The organism is Amycolatopsis sp. NPDC114505 (assembly GCF_055633615.1).
The window spans coordinates 653,455-670,511 of record NZ_JBVKDV010000002.1 but is presented as its reverse complement, the minus strand read 5'-3'; the positions used below and the strand labels follow the sequence as shown (position 1 = coordinate 670,511).

17 protein-coding genes are annotated in these 17,057 nt (G+C 71.1%); 6 read left to right on the top strand and 11 right to left on the bottom strand.

Annotated elements, in window-relative coordinates; all coding sequences use genetic code 11:
- Positions 1 to 22: 22 nt before the first annotated feature.
- From ACZ7OU_RS21215 to ACZ7OU_RS21205, 3 genes are all read left to right on the top strand, one after another.
- Positions 23 to 460, top strand: a complete 438-nt coding sequence (locus tag ACZ7OU_RS21215) for a PPOX class F420-dependent oxidoreductase (RefSeq protein WP_470238364.1) — start codon at positions 23 to 25, stop codon at positions 458 to 460.
- A gap of 40 nt (positions 461 to 500) precedes the next feature.
- Positions 501 to 1,340: a coproporphyrinogen III oxidase gene (locus ACZ7OU_RS21210; protein ID WP_470238365.1), complete on the top strand. Its 840-nt coding sequence runs from the start codon at positions 501 to 503 to the stop codon at positions 1,338 to 1,340.
- A gap of 216 nt (positions 1,341 to 1,556) precedes the next feature.
- Positions 1,557 to 4,124: a PQQ-dependent sugar dehydrogenase gene (locus tag ACZ7OU_RS21205; RefSeq protein WP_470256332.1), complete on the top strand. Its 2,568-nt coding sequence runs from the start codon at positions 1,557 to 1,559 to the stop codon at positions 4,122 to 4,124.
- Between the two features lie 54 nt (positions 4,125 to 4,178).
- Here ACZ7OU_RS21205 and ACZ7OU_RS21200 read toward each other — a convergent pair whose 3' ends face one another.
- Positions 4,179 to 4,547, bottom strand: a complete 369-nt coding sequence (locus ACZ7OU_RS21200; RefSeq protein ID WP_470238367.1) for a hypothetical protein — start codon at positions 4,545 to 4,547, stop codon at positions 4,179 to 4,181.
- A gap of 169 nt (positions 4,548 to 4,716) precedes the next feature.
- Positions 4,717 to 5,325, bottom strand: coding sequence for a TetR/AcrR family transcriptional regulator (locus ACZ7OU_RS21195; protein ID WP_470238368.1), 609 nt, complete (start codon positions 5,323 to 5,325; stop codon positions 4,717 to 4,719).
- Positions 5,326 to 5,395: 70 nt separating this feature from the next.
- On the opposite strand from ACZ7OU_RS21195, the gene ACZ7OU_RS21190 reads away from it, so the two are divergent.
- Positions 5,396 to 6,256: a sterol desaturase family protein gene (locus tag ACZ7OU_RS21190; RefSeq protein WP_470256331.1), complete on the top strand. Its 861-nt coding sequence runs from the start codon at positions 5,396 to 5,398 to the stop codon at positions 6,254 to 6,256.
- A gap of 1 nt (position 6,257) precedes the next feature.
- Here ACZ7OU_RS21190 and ACZ7OU_RS21185 read toward each other — a convergent pair whose 3' ends face one another.
- The 5 genes from ACZ7OU_RS21185 to uvrC all read right to left on the bottom strand — a co-directional run bounded on the left by ACZ7OU_RS21185 (position 6,258) and on the right by uvrC (position 12,332).
- Positions 6,258 to 7,259: a glucosyl-3-phosphoglycerate synthase gene (locus ACZ7OU_RS21185; RefSeq protein WP_470256330.1), complete on the bottom strand. Its 1,002-nt coding sequence runs from the start codon at positions 7,257 to 7,259 to the stop codon at positions 6,258 to 6,260.
- Positions 7,260 to 7,487: 228 nt separating this feature from the next.
- Complete coding sequence (gene whiA, locus ACZ7OU_RS21180; protein ID WP_470238371.1) at positions 7,488 to 8,483, bottom strand: DNA-binding protein WhiA; 996 nt, start codon at positions 8,481 to 8,483, stop codon at positions 7,488 to 7,490.
- Entirely contained in the window at positions 8,483 to 9,469 is a 987-nt protein-coding gene (locus tag ACZ7OU_RS21175) for a gluconeogenesis factor YvcK family protein (RefSeq protein ID WP_470239009.1), read from the bottom strand. The genes whiA and ACZ7OU_RS21175 overlap by 1 nt, the downstream gene beginning before the upstream one ends.
- Position 9,470: 1 nt before the next feature.
- The gene (rapZ, locus tag ACZ7OU_RS21170) at positions 9,471 to 10,328 is read right to left on the bottom strand and encodes an RNase adapter RapZ (protein ID WP_003101350.1); all 858 of its coding nucleotides are present in this window, start codon (positions 10,326 to 10,328) and stop codon (positions 9,471 to 9,473) included.
- Between the two features lie 42 nt (positions 10,329 to 10,370).
- Complete coding sequence (gene uvrC, locus ACZ7OU_RS21165) at positions 10,371 to 12,332, bottom strand: excinuclease ABC subunit UvrC (protein WP_470256329.1); 1,962 nt, start codon at positions 12,330 to 12,332, stop codon at positions 10,371 to 10,373.
- Between the two features lie 166 nt (positions 12,333 to 12,498).
- On the opposite strand from uvrC, the gene ACZ7OU_RS21160 reads away from it, so the two are divergent.
- Positions 12,499 to 13,221, top strand: a complete 723-nt coding sequence (locus ACZ7OU_RS21160; RefSeq protein ID WP_470256328.1) for a S1 family peptidase — start codon at positions 12,499 to 12,501, stop codon at positions 13,219 to 13,221.
- A gap of 71 nt (positions 13,222 to 13,292) precedes the next feature.
- A complete protein-coding gene (locus ACZ7OU_RS21155) occupies positions 13,293 to 14,069 on the top strand; it encodes an exodeoxyribonuclease III (protein WP_470256327.1) in 777 nt (258 codons plus the stop codon).
- A 12-nt stretch (positions 14,070 to 14,081) separates the two neighbouring features.
- On the opposite strand, the gene ACZ7OU_RS21150 is transcribed toward ACZ7OU_RS21155, so the two are convergent.
- From ACZ7OU_RS21150 to ACZ7OU_RS21135, 4 genes are read right to left on the bottom strand one after another with little or no spacing between them, the layout of a single operon-like run.
- The gene (locus ACZ7OU_RS21150; protein WP_470238375.1) at positions 14,082 to 14,525 is read right to left on the bottom strand and encodes a PH domain-containing protein; all 444 of its coding nucleotides are present in this window, start codon (positions 14,523 to 14,525) and stop codon (positions 14,082 to 14,084) included.
- Positions 14,522 to 15,028: a 6,7-dimethyl-8-ribityllumazine synthase gene (gene ribH, locus ACZ7OU_RS21145; protein ID WP_470238376.1), complete on the bottom strand. Its 507-nt coding sequence runs from the start codon at positions 15,026 to 15,028 to the stop codon at positions 14,522 to 14,524. The genes ACZ7OU_RS21150 and ribH overlap by 4 nt, the downstream gene beginning before the upstream one ends.
- Positions 15,025 to 16,353 carry a bifunctional 3,4-dihydroxy-2-butanone-4-phosphate synthase/GTP cyclohydrolase II gene (locus ACZ7OU_RS21140; RefSeq protein ID WP_470238377.1) on the bottom strand — a complete coding sequence of 443 codons (1,329 nt, stop codon included), beginning with the start codon at positions 16,351 to 16,353 and terminating at the stop codon, positions 15,025 to 15,027. Before ACZ7OU_RS21140 ends, ribH begins: the two co-directional genes overlap by 4 nt.
- Entirely contained in the window at positions 16,350 to 16,979 is a 630-nt protein-coding gene (locus ACZ7OU_RS21135; RefSeq protein ID WP_470238378.1) for a riboflavin synthase, read from the bottom strand. The genes ACZ7OU_RS21140 and ACZ7OU_RS21135 overlap by 4 nt, the downstream gene beginning before the upstream one ends.
- Positions 16,980 to 17,057 lie beyond the last annotated feature (78 nt).

Genomic DNA, 17,057 nt, shown 5'->3' with positions numbered 1-17,057 from the left:
GTGACGGGCTAACGTCCCTCTCATGCGTGAGATGAGCCGTTCAGAGTGGTGGAAGTTCGCGTCCGAAGGCACCCGGACGGGCAAGCTCGGCCTGGTCCGGGCCAACGGTGCCGCGATCGTCACCCCGATCTGGTTCCTGCTGGACGAGACCCCCGACGGCGACGAGCTGGTCTTCACCACCGGCACCGACACCCTCAAGGGCAAGGCGATCGCCCGCGACCCGCGGATCTCCCTGGTCGTCGACGACCAGGAACCGCCGTACTCCTACATCCAGTTCACCGCCGAGGCGCGCCTGACCCACGACTACGACGAGATGCTCGACTGGGCGACCAGGCTGGGTGGCCGGTACATGGGCGCCGAGCGGGCCGAGGAGTACGGCAAGCGCAACGCCGTTCCCGAGGAGTCGCTGGTCCGGGCGAAGATCACCAAGGTGATCGCGCGGGCCGAGATCGCCGGCTGACCTCGTTTTCGCGGTATCCTCGCCCGCGGGGGTGGGGGTCATGCTTTCGGGTGAGGACAGCAGACGCGACGCCGTCAAGGCGATCATGAGCTCCGGCCGGCGCGAGCTGGTCGCGGAGCTGGAACGCCTCGACGGCGGGGCGCGGTTCGGCCGGGGCCGGACGGGCCTGCTGGAAGACGGGGACGTCTTCGAGCGCGCCGGGATCTGCGTGACGACCGCCGACGACGGCGGGTTCTTCACCAGCGGGCTGTCGGTGGTGATCCACCCGCGCAACCCGTACGTCCCCGCGTTCCAGGCGCACTTCCGGTACTGCGAGTCCGGGGACACCTGGTGGTTCGGCGGCACCGTGGAGCTCCTTCCCTGCTACGGCTACGCCGAGGACGCGGCGCACTTCCACCGCGTGCTCCGGCAGCACTGCGACTCGCTCGACCCGGCGTTCCACGCGCAGGCGAAGCGCACCGCCGACGACCGGTTCCGGCTGCCGCACCGCGACGAGCCGCACGGGCTCGGCGGCATCGCGTTCGACCACCTGCGCCCGTCCGGCCCGCACGGCTGGCGGCGGGCGGCCGCGTTCACGGCGGCGGGCATCGCGACGATCGCGCCCGCGTACCTCCCGATCGTGCGACGGCGACGGGACCTGCCGCACGGGGCGCGTGAGCGGCAGTGGCAGCTCCACCGGCGTGGCCGGTACGTCGAAGCCGCGCTCTTCCGCGCCGCGTCCGCCGCGCGGGCCGACGCCGAGGCGATCCTGCTGGCGCTGCCGCCGCTGGCGCGGTGGGAGTCGGGGTTCACGCCGGAACCGGGGAGCGCCGAGGCCGAACTGGCCTCCTTCCTCGAACCGCGCGACTGGGCGGGCGAGAACGCCGCGGTCGCGAGCTGACGGCACTCCGCTGTCCGGGCACGCGCACCGCTGAGCGGGAAACCCTTCTTCACCAAGGGTGAGCGCCCATGTCGAGTATTGACACGGCCCGCTCGGAGGGTGTGAGATCTGCCCTATAGATAGGAAACTTTCCTAACTATTAGGTCCAGTTCCGGTGGTCCGCCGACCAGTTCCGCCCCGGTCACCCCCTCCCCCGACCCACGCAGGAGGCTCCCAGTGGCACCCCGTCCACCGTGGCGCGTGGTACTGGCCGGTACCGCCGTCGCGGCGCTCGGCCTCACCGCGCTCAGTCCGGTAAGCGCTTTCGCAGCCGCCGCAACGGACTACGAGTCCGAGAACGCCGTCATCTCCCAAGGCGTCGTCGAGTCGAACCACGCCGGCTACTCCGGCACCGGGTTCGTCAACTTCGACAACGTCGTCGGCAGTTATGTCGAATACTCCGTGAACGCCGCGCAGGCGGGCACGCACACCCTGACCTTCCGCTACGCCAACGGAACCGCCGACAACCGGCCGGTGAAGCTGATCGTCGACGGCGGCGACAAGGGCACCGTCGACTTCCCCGGCACCGGCGCGTGGACGACGTGGAAGACCGTCACCGCGAGCGTCCAGCTGACCGCGGGTGTCAACAAGATCCGCACCACCGCGACCACCGCCAACGGCGGCCCGAACGCGGACAAGCTCACCGACACGTTCACCGCGCCGAGCGACGGCGAACCGCCGTCGCCGCCGTCCAACCTGCAGGCGAGCAACGTCCTGCCCACCGCGGCGACGTTCTCCTGGACCGCCGCGACCGACAACGTCGGCGTCGTGCGGTACGAGATCAACCGCGGCGGCAACATCCTCAAGACCGTCGACGGCACCACGACGTCGGCGACGGTCACCAACCTGACCCCGAACACCGCCTACGACATCTCGGTCGGCGCGTTCGACGCCGCGGGCAACCCGTCGCAGCAGAGCAACGTGGTCACCTTCACCACGCCGCCGAGCGACGACACCACCCCGCCGACCGTGCCGGGCAACCTGCGCTCCACCGGCGTCACCGCGAACAGCGTTTCCCTGGCGTGGAACGCTTCCACCGACAACGGCGGCACGGTCGCCGGCTACGACGTCTTCCAGGGCGCCACGAAGGTCGCGACCACGACGTCGCTCGGGACGACCGTGACGAACCTGAACCCGAGCACCTCCTACACCTTCACGGTCAAGGCGCGCGACCCCGACGGCAACAGCTCCGCGGCGAGCAACGCGGTCACCGCCAAGACGAGCGCGCCGGGCGGCGCCGGGGGCATCCCGGAGTACGACAAGGACATCGCGAAGGTCGACCTCGGCTGGGCGGTGGACTTCCTGCCGAACGGCAACGCGCTGGTGACCGAGCGGGACCGGTTCGAGATCCTGCTGGTGACGCCGTCCGGCCAGAAGACGACGCTGGGCAAGGTGCCGGGCGCGGTCGGGACCAACGGCGAAGGCGGCCTGCTGGGCCTGGCGATCTCGCCGAACTGGGCGAGCGACCACGCGGTCTACGTCTACCACACGGCGTCCGGGGACAACCGGATCGTGAAGATGACCTACGACGGCACCACGCTGTCCTCGACGTCGACGCCGGTGCTGACCGGGATCGCGAAGAACCGCTACCACAACGGCGGCCGCATCAAGTTCGGCCCGGACGGCAAGCTGTACGCCACCGTGGGCGACGCGAAGAACAGTGACAACGCGCAGAACAAGAGCTCGCTCAACGGCAAGATCCTCCGGATGAACCCGGACGGCTCGGCGCCGAGCGACAACCCGTTCTACGCCACCGGCGGCAACGCGCGGTACGTCTGGAGCTACGGCCACCGCAACCCGCAGGGCCTGGCCTGGGACTCCCGCGGCCAGCTGTGGGCGGCGGAGTTCGGCGAGAGCAGCCTGGACGAGCTCAACCTGATCCAGAAGGGCGGCAACTTCGGCTGGCCGAGCTGCGAAGGCACGCAGGGCAGCTGCAGCGGTTTCATCGCCCCGAAGAAGACCTGGCCGACGTCCCAGGCCGGGCCGAGCGGGATCGAGATCGTCAACGACTGGATCTACATCGCCGGCGTCACCGGCGAGCAGATGTTCGCCACGCAGATCAACGCGGCGGGCACGGGCATCGGCACGGTGTCGACGCTGTTCTCCGGCCGCTGGGGCCGGCTACGCTCGGTAACCAAGACGCCGGACGGCGGGCTGTGGCTGACGTCGACGAACAACGACAAGAACGGCGGCACGCCGTCGGTGCTGGACAACGTGATCGTGCGGCTGAAGTTCCCGGGCGGCTCGACGCCGGGTGACTTCAAGCTGACCAGCTCGGCGTTCGCCGATAACGCCACGATCCCGGACAAGTACACCTGCGCCGGCGACGGCACGGCGGGCCAGGACCCGTCGCCGCCGCTCGCGTGGGGCGCGTCCACCGGCGCGAAGGCCTACGCCGTCGTGTTCGCCGACGTCGCCAACAGCGGCAACAAGCTGCACTGGGCGATCTGGGACATCCCGGCGTCGGCTCGCGCACTGCCGGAGGGTCTCGGCGCGGGCTACACCGTGCCGGACCAGGGTGGCGCGAAGCAGAAGGCCATGGGCAGCGGGGCGAACGCGCAGAAGTTCTTCGGCCCCTGCCCGGGCGGGTCCAGTCATCCGTACACGTTCACGCTCTACGCCCTGAACACCGCGACCGTCCCCGGCCTGAGCTCGTCTTCGACGATGGCCCAGGTCGAGACGGCGGTCAAGGGCGCCTCGACCGGCAGCGTCGTCCTGCGCGGCAAGTCCAGCGCGGCTGCCTGAAAGCCGCGGCAGGGGTGACCGGAGCGGCGCCGGTCACCCCTGCCGCGCTCACCCCTACCCCTGCTCGGCGAGGCTCCGCAGGTGGGCGTCGACGTCGAAGCCATGCTCCTCCAGCCGCCGCCGGGCCAGCAGGAGCTCGTCGGGCGTGAACAGGTCGGCGTACTCCCCGCGGAGCATCGTCGCCTCGGAGCTGCGGCCGAGCTGGTTCTTCTCCCAGAGCACGGTGAACCCGCCCGCGGTCCCGGCGCCGCGCAGCAGCAGCCGGGCCGCTTCGACACCGCCGTGCTCGCGCACCATCCGCTCGAACTGGGCCGGCCGGTACCCGTAATCCTTCGCCAGGACGCGGCAGCCGTCGAGCAGGTCCTCGGTGAACCGCGCGGCGAGGCGGGGATCGTCCGGGACGGAAGCGGCTGGTTCGGGCATGGGACACCTCTCGACGGGATGGCTTCCCTGATTAATCGCGAACGGGAGCGGTTTCGCTACGCCGTTCGGGAAGCCAATCTTCGAATGCCACGCTCCGTGTCCTGATTAACGGACAAAGAAGACGTATCAGGCTACCATCGAAGTGTGCGCTGTCCTTTGTGGACAGATTTCACCAGCCGAACAACCCTTCCATGATTCGCGCGCAGCGGGCCGTCATCGCCGCCGAATCTTCGTCCGGGCGGTCGATCCACCAGCTGATCAGCGAATCGACCACGCCCGTCCACACCTGTGCGATCGCCTCGATGTCGACCGGGTCGGCCAGCCCGCGCGACGTCATCAGCTGCGTCGCGCCGAGCAGGGCGAACGCGTCCAGGCGGCGCCGGTAGTCCGCCGCCGCGGTCGCGATGCCGCCCGTCGCCGGGACGGTCGCGTCGCGCAGGAGGCGCCACGCGTAGCGGTCGTGGTCGAACGTCGTGAAGATCGCCGAGAGCACCTTCAACGGCATCCGCTCCGGGTCGCCGCCGGCCGCCATGGTCGTCGCGACGCCCTCGGTCAGCCGGTCGCCCGCGCGGTGCAGGCAGGCCAGGTAGAGCCCGTCCTTCGAGCCGAAGTACTGGTACAGCAACGGCTTCGTGACCCCGACCCGGCGCGCGATCTCGACCATCGACGCGCCCGCGTAGCCCGCGCGGCCGAACTCCTCGGTGCCGGCCACGACGAGCTGGGCCTCGCGCTCTTCGCGGGGCATCCCCTTGGTCCCGACCGCCCTTGACTCCGTCACGCCGGAGAGCCTACCGTGCGTAAAGTGACTTCAGGGTAAGTTACCGTCAGGTCAGATCAAAGGAGGCGACGTGGCCGAGTTCCTGGCGCACCTGCGCGACCCCGTGCTGTTCGCGACCCCGGTGTTCCTGCTGTTCGTGGCGATCGAAGTCGTCGCGGTGCACGTGCTCGGCCACGACGACAACGTCATCGGCTACAGCCCGGCCGACACCCGCACGAGCATGCTGATGGGCACCGTCGCGGTCGGCGTCAACGCGCTGTTCCGGCTGGTGATGCTCTTCGTGTTCGCCGCGCTGTTCGAGCTCGCGCCGGTCCAGTTCGACCCGCGCGACTGGTGGACGTGGGTGCTCATGCTGCTCGGCCAGGAGCTGGTCTTCTACGCCTACCACCGCGCCAGCCACCGCGTGCGGCTGCTGTGGGCCGGGCACCAGGTGCACCACTCGAGCGAGCACTACAACTTCTCGACGGCGCTGCGCCAGAAGTGGACGCCGTACTTCCAGCTGCCGTTCTGGTCGGTGCTGGCGCTGTGCGGGATCCCGCCGTGGATGATCCTGACCGGCCTGTCGATCGACCTCGTCTACCAGTTCTTCGTGCACACCGAGAAGGTCGAGAAGCTGCCGCGCTGGTTCGAGTACGTCTTCAACACGCCGTCACACCACCGCGTCCACCACGGCAGCGACGCCGAGTACCTGGACGCCAACTACGGCGGCATCCTCATCATCTGGGACCGGCTGTTCCGCAGTTTTGTGCCCGAGGGTAAGCGGCCGACCTACGGGCTGACGAAGAACATCGACACGTACAACCTGCTCAAGGTCGGCTTCCACGAGTACGGCTCGATCCTGCGCGACCTCCGCGGGGCCCGGACGTGGCGCGAGCGCGCCGGCTACGTGCTCGGCCCGCCCGGGTGGCAACCCGCGCGCGTGCCCGCCTGACCTACGCCGTCTCCCGCAGCGCGTGCGCCGGCAGGCTGTCGAGCGGCGGCCGCTGCGGGGACGTCAGGTCGGTCAGGACGAGCTCACGCTCGACGCCATCGGCCGACGTCCCGCGCCGGAACTGCGCGAGCAGCGTCGCCGGCGGGACCGCCGTGACCAGGCGGTCGTAGCGTTCCAGGCGGTCGAAGAGCGTCTGCATGATCTGCCCGGACATCCGGCCCAGCGCCTGCGTGCTCTGGTGCCGGTGCACGCGGTGGCCGAGGTCGACCTGGGCGAGCGCGTCGAGGCCGCGCAGCTCCAGCAGGTCGATGAGGTGCCCGATCTCGACACCGTAGTTGACGACGAACGGGATGCTCTCGAGGACCTCGCGGCGGCCCGCGTACTCACCGGCGAGGGGCTGCACGAACCCGGCCAGCTCCGGCCAGAACATGTTGAGCAGCGGCCGGGCGACGAGCTCGGTGACGCGGCCGCCGCCTTCCGGTTCGCTGCCCGCCGCGCCGTTCAGCGGGCGGTGGTAGAAGCCCTTGACGTAGGCCACCGACGGGTCGGTCAGCAGCGGGCCGAGCAGGCCGGTGACGTAGTCGGTCGTGAAGTCGTAGAGGTCGCCGTCGACGAAGACGACGAGATCGCCGGTCGTCGCGGCGACGCCCTTCCAGAGCGCTTCACCCTTGCCCGGCAGGCCGTCCAGCTCCGGGAAGACGTCGTCCTGCGCGACGACGCGGGCCCCGGCCGCGGCGGCGACTTCGGCGGTGGCGTCGGTGGAGTGGCTGTCGACGACGAGGATCTCGTCGACGAGCACGCCGTGGAGCTCTTCGCGGATGGCGGTGACGATCGCCCCGACGGTGGCTTCCTCGTCCCGGGCCGGGATGACCACGGAGACGGTGGTACCGCGCTTGGCCGCGGCCAGCTCGGCGATCGTCCAGTCGGCCACCTTGCTGCTGCGCCGGGCGAGCCAGGTGCCGACCTCCGGCGTCACCTGCAGCCGCGCGTTGCTCTTGCGCATGCTTTCCCCTTCCCTCGTTCGGCCTATCCCTCCCCGAGGTTCGAGGTCCCGCGTTTCGGCGGTCGCGCCGTGGTGCTACCGGGATGTTACGAAGTGGCGGGTCCGGTTAACCCCGCGCGCCGACGAGGACCGCGGTTCCGCGTGGACGTCCTCGCCACCGAGCGGCGCCGCAGGCGGCCTGGCGGGCGCGGCACGAGGCCGGCTGCCCGAACCACGACCGCGGACCGGTCAGGCCTCGTCGTCTTCTTCCAGCATCTCCGGCGTGACCGCCGACTCCGTGTCCGGGATGTTCAGGTCCTTCGCGCGCTTGTCCGCCATCGCCAGCAGGCGGCGGATGCGGCCCGCCACCGCGTCCTTCGTCATCTGGGGGTCCGACAGCTGGCCCAGCTCCTCCAGGGACGCCTGCCGGTTGGACAGCCGGAGCTTGCCCGCCGCCAGCAGGTGATCGGGCGCCGTGTCGCCGAGGATCTCCAGTGCCCGCTCCACGCGGGCCGCCGCCGCCACCGCCGCGCGGGCCGAACGGCGCAGGTTCGCGTCGTCGAAGTTCGCCAGGCGGTTGGCCGTCGCGCGCACCTCGCGGCGCATGCGGCGCTCCTCCCACTGCAGGACGCTCGTGTGCGCGCCCAGGCGGGTCAGGAGCGCGCCGATCGCGTCGCCGTCGCGGACCACCACGCGGTCCGCGCCGCGGACCTCGCGGGACTTCGCCTGGATGCCCATCCGGCGCGCCGCGCCGACGAGCGCCAGCGCCGCCTCCGGGCCCGGGCACGTCACCTCGAGGGACGACGAGCGGCCCGGTTCCGTCAGCGAACCGTGGGCGAGGAACGCGCCTCGCCATGCCGCTTCCGCGTCGGCCACTCCCCCGGACACCACGGCCGCGGGCAGTCCGCGCACCGGGCGGCCGCGCTGGTCGATCAGCCCGGTCTGCCGGGCCAGGCCCTCACCGTCCTTGACCACGCGCACGACGTACCGGGTGCCCTTGCGCAGCCCGCCGCTGGCGGTGATGACGTGGACGTCGGAATGGTGGCCGTACAGCTCGTGGATCTCCTTGCGCAGCCGTCGCGCGACCGAGCCCGTGTCCAGCTCCGCCTCCACGACCACCCGGCCGGCCACGATGTGCAGCCCGCCGGCGAAGCGAAGCAGCGACGCGACCTCCGCCCGGCGCGGCCCGACCTTCGTGATCTCCAGCCGGCTCAGCTCGTCCTTCACCGCGGCGGTCATCGCCATTACTGCCCCTCCCTGCCTTTCGCTCCTCCCCCGTGCTCCCCGCCGAGACCGAGAGCCTCCCGCATGCACAACGCGAGCGCATCAGGATCATGCCGTCCCGCCACTTCCGGGTCGCCCACCGCCCCCAGGTGCGCGCGCCCGCCGAGCCGTTCCGCCGCGCGCCGGAGATTCGCCGGGTCGGGCACGGAATCGCGGTCCGCGATCACGGCGTCGACCCGCAGATCGGGCGCGTGCTCGAAGAGTACGTCCAGGTGCCGCTCCGGCGAGAACCCCGCGGTTTCCCCCGGCTGGGGGACAAGGTTGAGCACGAGGACCTTCGTCGCGGTGGTTTTCACGAGCGCGTCGTGCAGGCCCGGCACGAGCAGGTGAGGGAGAACACTGGTGAACCAGGAGCCCGGCCCGAGGAAGACGACGTCGGCGCTCAGCACCGCCTCCACCGCTTCCTCGCACGCCTGCGGCGGCCGCCCCGAGCGGCCGGGCGAGTGCAGGCTGACGCGCTGCACCTGCCCCGGCGTCGAGGCCACCGCGACCTGCCCGCGGATCGTGCGCAACGCCTCCGGGTCCTCGCTGTCGAGCCCGCTGACCTGGCCCACGATCTCCAGCGGCTCCGGCGACATCGGCAGGACCCGGCCCGAGACGCCCATCAGCCGGCAGGCCTCGTCGAGCGCCGCGACCGGGTCGCCGAGCACCTCGAACAGCCCGGCCAGCAGCAGGTTCCCCACCGCGTGCCCGGCCAGTGCGCCGTCACCGCCGAAGCGGTGCTGGAACACCTCGGCCCAGAGCGTGCCGCCGTCTTCGGCGGCGAACGCGGCGAAGGCCTGCCGGAGGTCGCCCGGCGGCAGCAGCCCGAGCTCGCGCCGCAGCCGGCCGGACGATCCGCCGTCGTCGGCCACGGTCACGATCGCGGTCACGTCGGGGGTCACCCGCCGCACCGCGGACAACGTGGCGTGCAGTCCGTGGCCGCCCCCGAGGGCGACCGCCCGCACGTTATTCACGACCAAGGTCGCGGTGCACCACCTTCACGGCCATGCCGTCCTCTTTGGACAGACGCTGGGCGAGCTCCACGGACAGCGCGACGCTGCGGTGCTTGCCGCCGGTGCAGCCGACGGCGAGCGTCAGGTACCGCTTGCCCTCGCGCTTGTACCCGGCACCGATCAGCCGCAGCAGCTGGTGGTAGCGGTCGAGGAACTCCTCGGCGCCCTCCTGCGAGAGGACGTAGTTGCGGACCTCGCCGTCGAGGCCCGTGTGTTCGCGCAGCTCCGGGATCCAGAACGGGTTCGGCAGGAACCGGACGTCCATCACCAGGTCGGCGTCCATCGGCAGGCCGTACTTGTAGCCGAAGGACAGCACGGTGACCCGGGTCTGGGTGCTCGCCTCGGAGCCGAACGCGTCCTCGATCTTGGCGCGCAGGTCGTGCACCGACAGCGAAGACGTGTCGAGCACCAGGTCGGCCTCTTCGCGCAGCGGCTCCAGCAGCGTCCGCTCCGCGGTGATGCCGTCGGCGAGCCGGCCGTCACCCTGCATCGGGTGCCCGCGGCGGACCGCCTCGAAGCGCCGCACCAGCACCGCGTCGGTCGCCTCCAGGAACAGCACGCGCGGCTTGTAGCCCCGCGCGTCCAGGTCCTTGATGACCGAGGCCAGGTCGTCGGTGAACGCGCGCGAGCGCACGTCCATGACGACCGCCACCTTCGTGATCGCGCCGCGCGCCTGCGCGCCCAGCTCGACCATGGTGGCGATCAGCTCCGGGGGGAGGTTGTCGACGACGAACCAGCCCAGGTCCTCCAGGCACTTGGCCGCCGTGCTGCGGCCCGCCCCGGACAACCCGGACACGACCGCGACCTCCATACCGGAACCGCGGATCTCCTCTTGCGCACTCACTGTGTTTCCCTACTCCCCTGCTTGCGTGCCGTTGCTCGCGCCGGACTCCCCGGCCAGCGCGGCGACCACGGCCTCCGCGGTGCGCCTGCCGAAGCCGGGCACCGCCTCGATCTCTTCGATCCTGGCCTGCTTGAGCTTCTTCACCGAGCCGAAGTGCTTGATCAGGGCGGTACGGCGAGCCTGCCCCAGCCCGGGCACACTGTCCAATTCGGACGTCTGCAGCCGCTTGGAGCGCTTCTCGCGGTGGTAGGTGATGGCGAACCGGTGGGCCTCGTCACGCAGCCGCTGGAGCAGGTACAGCCCCTCCGACGTCCGCGGCAGGATGACCGGGTCGGGGTCGGCGGGCAGCCACACCTCTTCGAGCCGCTTCGCCAGCCCCACCACGGAGATGTCGGTGATGCCGAGCTCGGCCAGCACGTCCGCGGCCGCGGTGGCCTGCGGGCCCGCGCCGTCGACGACCAGCAGGTTCGGCGGGTAGGCGAACTTCTTCGGCCGGCCGGTCTCGGGGTCGAGGCCCGGCTTCGACGAGTCCGTCTCCTCCGCGGTTTCCTTCAGGTAGCGGTAGAACCGGCGGCGCACGACCTCGGCGATCGACGCGACGTCACCCTCTTCGGCCGCTTCGCGCAGCGCGAAGCGCCGGTACTCGGACTTGCGCGCGAGCCCGTCCTCGAAGACGACGAGCGACGCCACGACGTCGCTGCCCTGGATGTGGCTGATGTCGATGCACTCGATGCGCAGCGGCGCGGAGTCGAGGGCCAGGAACTCCTGCAGCTCGGTGAGCGCCGCCGAGCGCGCCGTGAGGTCGCCGGCGCGGCGCAGCTTGTGCTGGGTGAACGCCTCCCCCGCGTTGCGCTGCACGGTCTCGGCGAGGGCCTTCTTGTCGCCGCGCTGCGGCACCCGCAGCTGGACCCGCGAGCCCCGCAGCCCGGTCAGCCACTCCGCGACCGCGTCGGCGTCCGCGGGCAGCTCCGGCACCAGCACCTCGCGCGGGACGACCGGCCCGGCGTCGACGTCGTCGCGGGCGTCCAGGTCGGCCTCGTCGCCGTAGAACTGCGTGAGGAAGTGGTCGACCAGCGCCGGGACGTCCATCTCCTCGGCCTTGTCGATCACCCAGCCGCGCTGGCCGCGGACCCGGCCGCCGCGCACGTGGAAGACCTGGACCGCGGCTTCGAGGTCGTCGTGGGCGAACGCCACGACGTCGGCGTCCGTGCCGTCGCCGAGCACCACGGCCTGCTTCTCCATGGCCCGCCGGAGCGCGCCGAGGTCGTCGCGCAGGCGGGCAGCGCGCTCGAACTCGAGCTCCTCGGAGGCCGCGGCCATCTCGGCTTCCAGGCGCTTGATCATGACGTCGGTCTTGCCGGCCAGGAAGTCGCAGAAGTCCTCGACGATGTCGCGGTGCTCGACGGCCGAGACCCGGCCGACGCACGGCGCCGAGCACTTGTCGATGTAGCCGAGCAGGCACGGGCGGCCGATCTGGCCGTGCCGCCGGAACACCCCGGCCGAGCAGGTGCGGGCCGGGAAGACGCGCAGCAGCAGGTCGAGGGTCTCGCGGATGGCCCACGCGTGCGCGTACGGCCCGAAGTACCGGACGCCCTTCTTGCGCGCCCCGCGGTAGACGTGCAGGCGGGGGAACTCCTCGGCCAGCGTCACCGCGAGCATCGGGTAGCTCTTGTCGTCGCGGTAGCGGACGTTGAACCGCGGGTCGAACTCCTTGATCCAGTTGTACTCGAGCTGCAGCGCCTCGACCTCGGTGCCGACGACGGTCCACTCGACGCTCGCGGCGGTCGTGACCATCTGCCGCGTGCGCGGGTGCAGGCCGGAGAGGTCGGCGAAGTAGGAGTTCAGCCTGCTGCGCAGGCTTTTCGCCTTGCCGACGTAGATGACCCGCTTGGTCGCGTCGCGGAACTTGTACACGCCAGGGGCCTCCGGGATGCTTCCCGGAGCGGGTCGGTAGGTGGTCGGGTCAGCCACACGTCACAGAGTATTTGGCGGCACCGACAGTTCTCGCACGCCCCCGGCCCGCCCGCCGGAAGTAGGGTGTTCGTCCGGTTCAGACTTTGGTGGGTGTCCCCCTCGGTGACGCGGTGGTTACTTTCCGACCGGCCCGATCGGGGCCCCGTCCGAAAGGATCACCTCCGTGAGCTCTCTTCGTTTCCTCGGCGCCGCGTGCACGGCCGCCGTCGCGCTGACCCTCGCGGGTGGCGCCGTCGCTTCCGCCGGCGTCCAGCCGAACATCGTCGGCGGCACCACCGCCCCCACTGTGTCGTGGGGCGCCCAGGTGTACGTGAACACCCCCGGCCGTGACTTCCAGGGCTTCAACTGCTCGGGCACGGTGATCGCCGCCCGCTGGGTCATGACGGCGGTGCACTGCCTCGACCAGGACGGCTCGGGCATGCACGTCAAGGTCGGCAGCAACACGCTGTTCTCCGGCACGCAGATCGCGGTCGACGGCGAGTACGAGTCCCCCAACGGCGACATCGCGCTGCTGCACCTCGCGTCGGCCACCAGCGCCGGGCCGATCTCGCTGGGCAGCGCGGACCCGTCGACGGGCAGCACCAACCAGCTCTACGGCTGGGGCCGCACGACCCCGACCGGCCCGCCGGCGTCGGCGCTGAAGACGGCGAACGTCCAGGTCACCGGCCGGTCGTCGGACGCGTACGGCGGCCGCGCGATCCAGAGCGTCGGGATCAACGGCTCGGCGTGGAAGGGCGACTCGGGCGGCCCCCAGCTGTCGGGCGGCGTCCAGGTCGGCGTCGCGTCGACGGTCCAGAACCAGAGCGGCACGAACACGCGCGGCACGAACAACTACGCGAGCGTGGCGTCGAGCCGCTCCTGGATCCGGACGACCGCCGGGGTCTGATCTCTCTTGTTCCGGGGCGGCGCTTCGGCTCCGCCCCGGAACTGTCGGTGGGGTGTGCGAAACTCGCGGACATGCGGATCGCCACCTGGAACGTGAACTCCATCCTCCCCCGCCTGCCGCGCGTGCTGGAGTTCCTGGAGCAGTCGGCGCCGGACGTGCTGTGCCTGCAGGAGCTGAAAAGGCCGACGGACAAGTTCCCTTTTGCCGAGGTCGAGGCGCTGGGGTACGAGGTGGCGGCGTACGGGCTCGGGCAGTGGAACGGCGTCGGGATCGTGTCCCGGGTGGGGTTGTCGGACGTGGTCCGCGGGCTGCCGGGCGAGCCCCAGTTCGAGGGAGCGTCGGAGGCGCGCGCCATCGGGGCGAGTTGTGGCGGCGTCCGGGTGTGGTCGGTGTACGTGCCGAACGGGCGCGAGCCGGACAACCCGCACTACGCGTACAAGCTGGAGTGGCTGGAGGCCTTGCGGGCACTGGTGGCCACGGAGGTGTCTGCCGGGCCGTTCGCGGTGCTCGGGGACTTCAACGTGGCGCCCACGGACGCCGATGTGTGGGACATCGCGGTGTTCGCGGAGTCGACACACGTGACTCCCCCGGAACGCGAGGCCCTGGCGCACCTGCGGAAGCTGGGGCTGTCGGACGTGTTCCCGCGGCCGTTGAAGTACGACCATCCCTTCACGTACTGGGACTACCGGGCGGGGAACTTCCCGAACAACAAGGGGATGCGGATCGATCTCGTTTACGGGAACGAGGGGTTCACGTCGGCGGTGACGGATTCCTATGTGGACCGGAACATGCGGAAGGGGAAGGGGCCTTCGGACCACGCCCCGATCGTGGTGGACCTGGACCTCTGAGGCCCAGGCCCGTCAGCCGCCCGTCGCGGCGCGGTGCAGTTTCCTCAACGCCCGCACCGCTTCCACCGCTCGGTCCCGATCCACCGCCTGGACCGCCATCACCGCGTGGTACTCGTCATCCGGCAGCTCCAACCGCGCCCACGACGCGCCATCCGGGAAACTCACCGAAAGCACCTCGCTCCAAGCGAACCGCCTGGTGATCACCACGTTCCGGACCTCGATGCCCTCTTCGTCCGCGCGCACCCGGGCGATCGCGAACAGCATCACGCCGCACGCCAACAGGATGCCGATGCCGATCATCGCCGCCTGGTCGGAGCGCTGGAAGTGGACTCCCGTGTTGCCGTTGCGCAGCAACACCGCCACCACCACGAACACCGCCAGCAGCGCCACCGCCAGCACGCTGCACACGATCAGCGCGCGCCGGGGGCGGACCACCAGGAGAGTCTTCACGCTCACACGAAACCCCGCTCGGTCCACGGCTGGCGGAGGCTCCGCAGCACGTGGGCCGTGTCCAGGGCCGCCACCGTCGCCTCGTAGCCCTTGTCTTCCTTCGCGCCCGGGCGCCCCGACCGGTCGACCGCCTGCTCGTGCGTGTCGCACGTCAGGACGCCGTTGCCCACCGGGGTGCTCTCGTCCAGGGCCACCCGGGTCAGGCCCGCCGTCACCGCGTCGCACACGTACTCGAAGTGCGGGGTGCCGCCGCGGATGACCACGCCCAGCGCGACCACCGCGTCGTGGTTGCGGGCCAGCGCCTGCACCACCACCGGGAGCTCGACCGCGCCCGCGACGTGGACCACCGTCGGCTCGTCCTCCAGCTCCGCCTCGCGGGCCGCCGCCAGCGCGCGCTCCAGCAGGACGTCGGTGATGTCCGCGTTCCACTTCGTCGCCACGATGCCGAGCTTCAAGGACTTGCAGCCGGTCAGGTCCAGCGAAACCTCGGGACGGCCTTCGCCGCTCACAGCGTTCCTCCGTCGGGGTGCTCGGGGCCCGCGCCCACCTGGTCGTAGTGCTCCAGCTGGGCCAGGTCGTGGCCCATCCGGTCGCGCTTGGTCCGCAGGTAGCGCAGGTTCTCCGGGTTCGGCGAGATCGGCAGCGGCACCCGCCCGGTGACGCGCAGGCCGTAGCCCTCGAGGCCGATCCGCTTGGCCGGGTTGTTCGAAAGCAGCCGCATCGTGCGGACACCGAGGTCGCAGAGGATCTGCGCGCCGGTGCCGTAGTCGCGGGCGTCGGCCGGGACGCCGAGCGCGAGGTTCGCGTCCACCGTGTCGGCGCCGTCGTCCTGCAGCTGGTAGGCCTGCAGCTTGTGCAGCAGGCCGATGCCGCGACCCTCGTGGCCGCGGATGTAGAGCACGACGCCGCGGCCTTCGGCGGCCACCGCTTCCAGTGCCGCCTCCAGCTGCGGGCCGCAGTCGCAGCGCAGCGAGCCGAAGACGTCGCCGGTCAGGCACTCGGAGTGGACGCGCACCAGGATGTCCTGGCCGTCGCCGATCTCGCCGTAGACGAACGCGACGTGCTCGATGCCGTCCAGGAGGCTGTCATATCCGACCGCGCGGAACGTGCCCGCGGCCAGCGGGATGCGCGCCTCGGCGACGCGCTCGACCTGCTTCTCGGTGCGACGGCGGTAGGCGATCAGGTCGGCGATGGTGATGATCGCCAGGTCGTGGTCGGCGGCGAACACCTCGAGCTCGTCGCGGCGCGCCATGTCGCCTTCGTCCTTCTGCGACACGATTTCGCACAGCACACCGGCCGGCGCGAGCCCGGCCATCCGGGCCAGGTCGACCGACGCCTCGGTGTGCCCGGGGCGCCGCAGCACGCCACCGCTCTTGGCCCGCAGCGGCACGACGTGCCCGGGGCGGCGGAAGTCCTTCGCCGTCGACTTCGGGTCGCCCAGCAGGCGGATCGTGTGCGCGCGGTCGGCGGCCGAGATGCCGGTGCTGATGCCCTCGGCGGCGTCGACCGTGACGCTGTACGCGGTGCCCCGCGCGTCCTGGTTCGTGTGGTACATCGGCGGCAGGTCCAGCCGGTCGGCCTCGGCCTCGGTCAGCGCCACGCAGACGTAGCCCGAGGTGTAGCGGACCATGAACGCCAGCAGCTCCGGCGTCGCCTTTTCCGCCGCGAAGATGAGGTCACCCTCGTTCTCGCGGTCCTCGTCGTCGACCACGACGACCGGACGGCCCGCCGCGATGTCGGAAATCGCCCGCTCGATGGCGTCGGCGTCGAACACCGCCCCCGTGCCGCAGGGCGTCCAGCCCGCCTCGGGCTCCGCCGCACTCGATTCACTCATGACCGCTCCTCCGTGCCGCCGTCCCGATTCTGCACCTGGTCGCGGATGTGTGCCTCGGCCAGCTTTTCCACGTACTTCGCGACCACGTCGACCTCGAGGTTCACCAGGTCGCCGGCCTCCCGGCCGCCGAGGGTGGTCACCTCGAGGGTGGTCGGGATCAGCGCGACCTTGAACTGCTCGTCGGTGACCGCCGCGACGGTCAGGGAGATCCCGTCGACCGCGATCGACCCCTTTTCGACGACGTACCGGGCCAGGTGCCCCGGCAGGGCGAAGGTCGTGACGCCGGTTTCGTCGCGGGAGAGGAACACGCCCGTCCCGTCGACGTGCCCCTGCATGATGTGCCCGCCGAGCCGGCCGCCGGCCGGGGTGGCGCGTTCCAGGTTGACCCGGTCGCCGGTCGCGACCTTGGCCAGGCTCGAGCGCTGCAGCGTCTCGTTCACGACGTCGACGGTGAACTCGCCGTCGCTCACCTCGACGACCGTCAGGCACACGCCGCTGACCGCGATCGAGTCGCCGTGCCCGGCATCGCTGGTGACCAGCGGGCCGCGCACGCGCAGCCGTGCCGCGTTGGTCAGCTGCTCGACCGCGGTGACCTCGCCGATCTCCTCGACTATGCCGGTGAACACGTCCGCTGCCTCCTAGTGAGCCGGTTCTCCCATCCAACACCCGACGCGGCCCCGGGGCTTCCCCGGTGCCACCCCTGG

Coding starts and splice junctions, on each gene's coding strand:
- ACZ7OU_RS21215 (WP_470238364.1), top strand. CDS start 23: ATGCGTGAGATGAGCCGTTCAGAGTGGTGGAAGTTCGCGTCCGAAGGC.
- ACZ7OU_RS21210 (WP_470238365.1), top strand. CDS start 501: ATGCTTTCGGGTGAGGACAGCAGACGCGACGCCGTCAAGGCGATCATG.
- ACZ7OU_RS21200 (WP_470238367.1), bottom strand. CDS start 4,547: ATGCCCGAACCAGCCGCTTCCGTCCCGGACGATCCCCGCCTCGCCGCG.
- ACZ7OU_RS21185 (WP_470256330.1), bottom strand. CDS start 7,259: ATGCGCAAGAGCAACGCGCGGCTGCAGGTGACGCCGGAGGTCGGCACC.
- whiA (WP_470238371.1), bottom strand. CDS start 8,483: ATGGCGATGACCGCCGCGGTGAAGGACGAGCTGAGCCGGCTGGAGATC.
- rapZ (WP_003101350.1), bottom strand. CDS start 10,328: ATGGAGGTCGCGGTCGTGTCCGGGTTGTCCGGGGCGGGCCGCAGCACG.
- ACZ7OU_RS21155 (WP_470256327.1), top strand. CDS start 13,293: ATGCGGATCGCCACCTGGAACGTGAACTCCATCCTCCCCCGCCTGCCG.
- ACZ7OU_RS21140 (WP_470238377.1), bottom strand. CDS start 16,353: ATGAGTGAATCGAGTGCGGCGGAGCCCGAGGCGGGCTGGACGCCCTGC.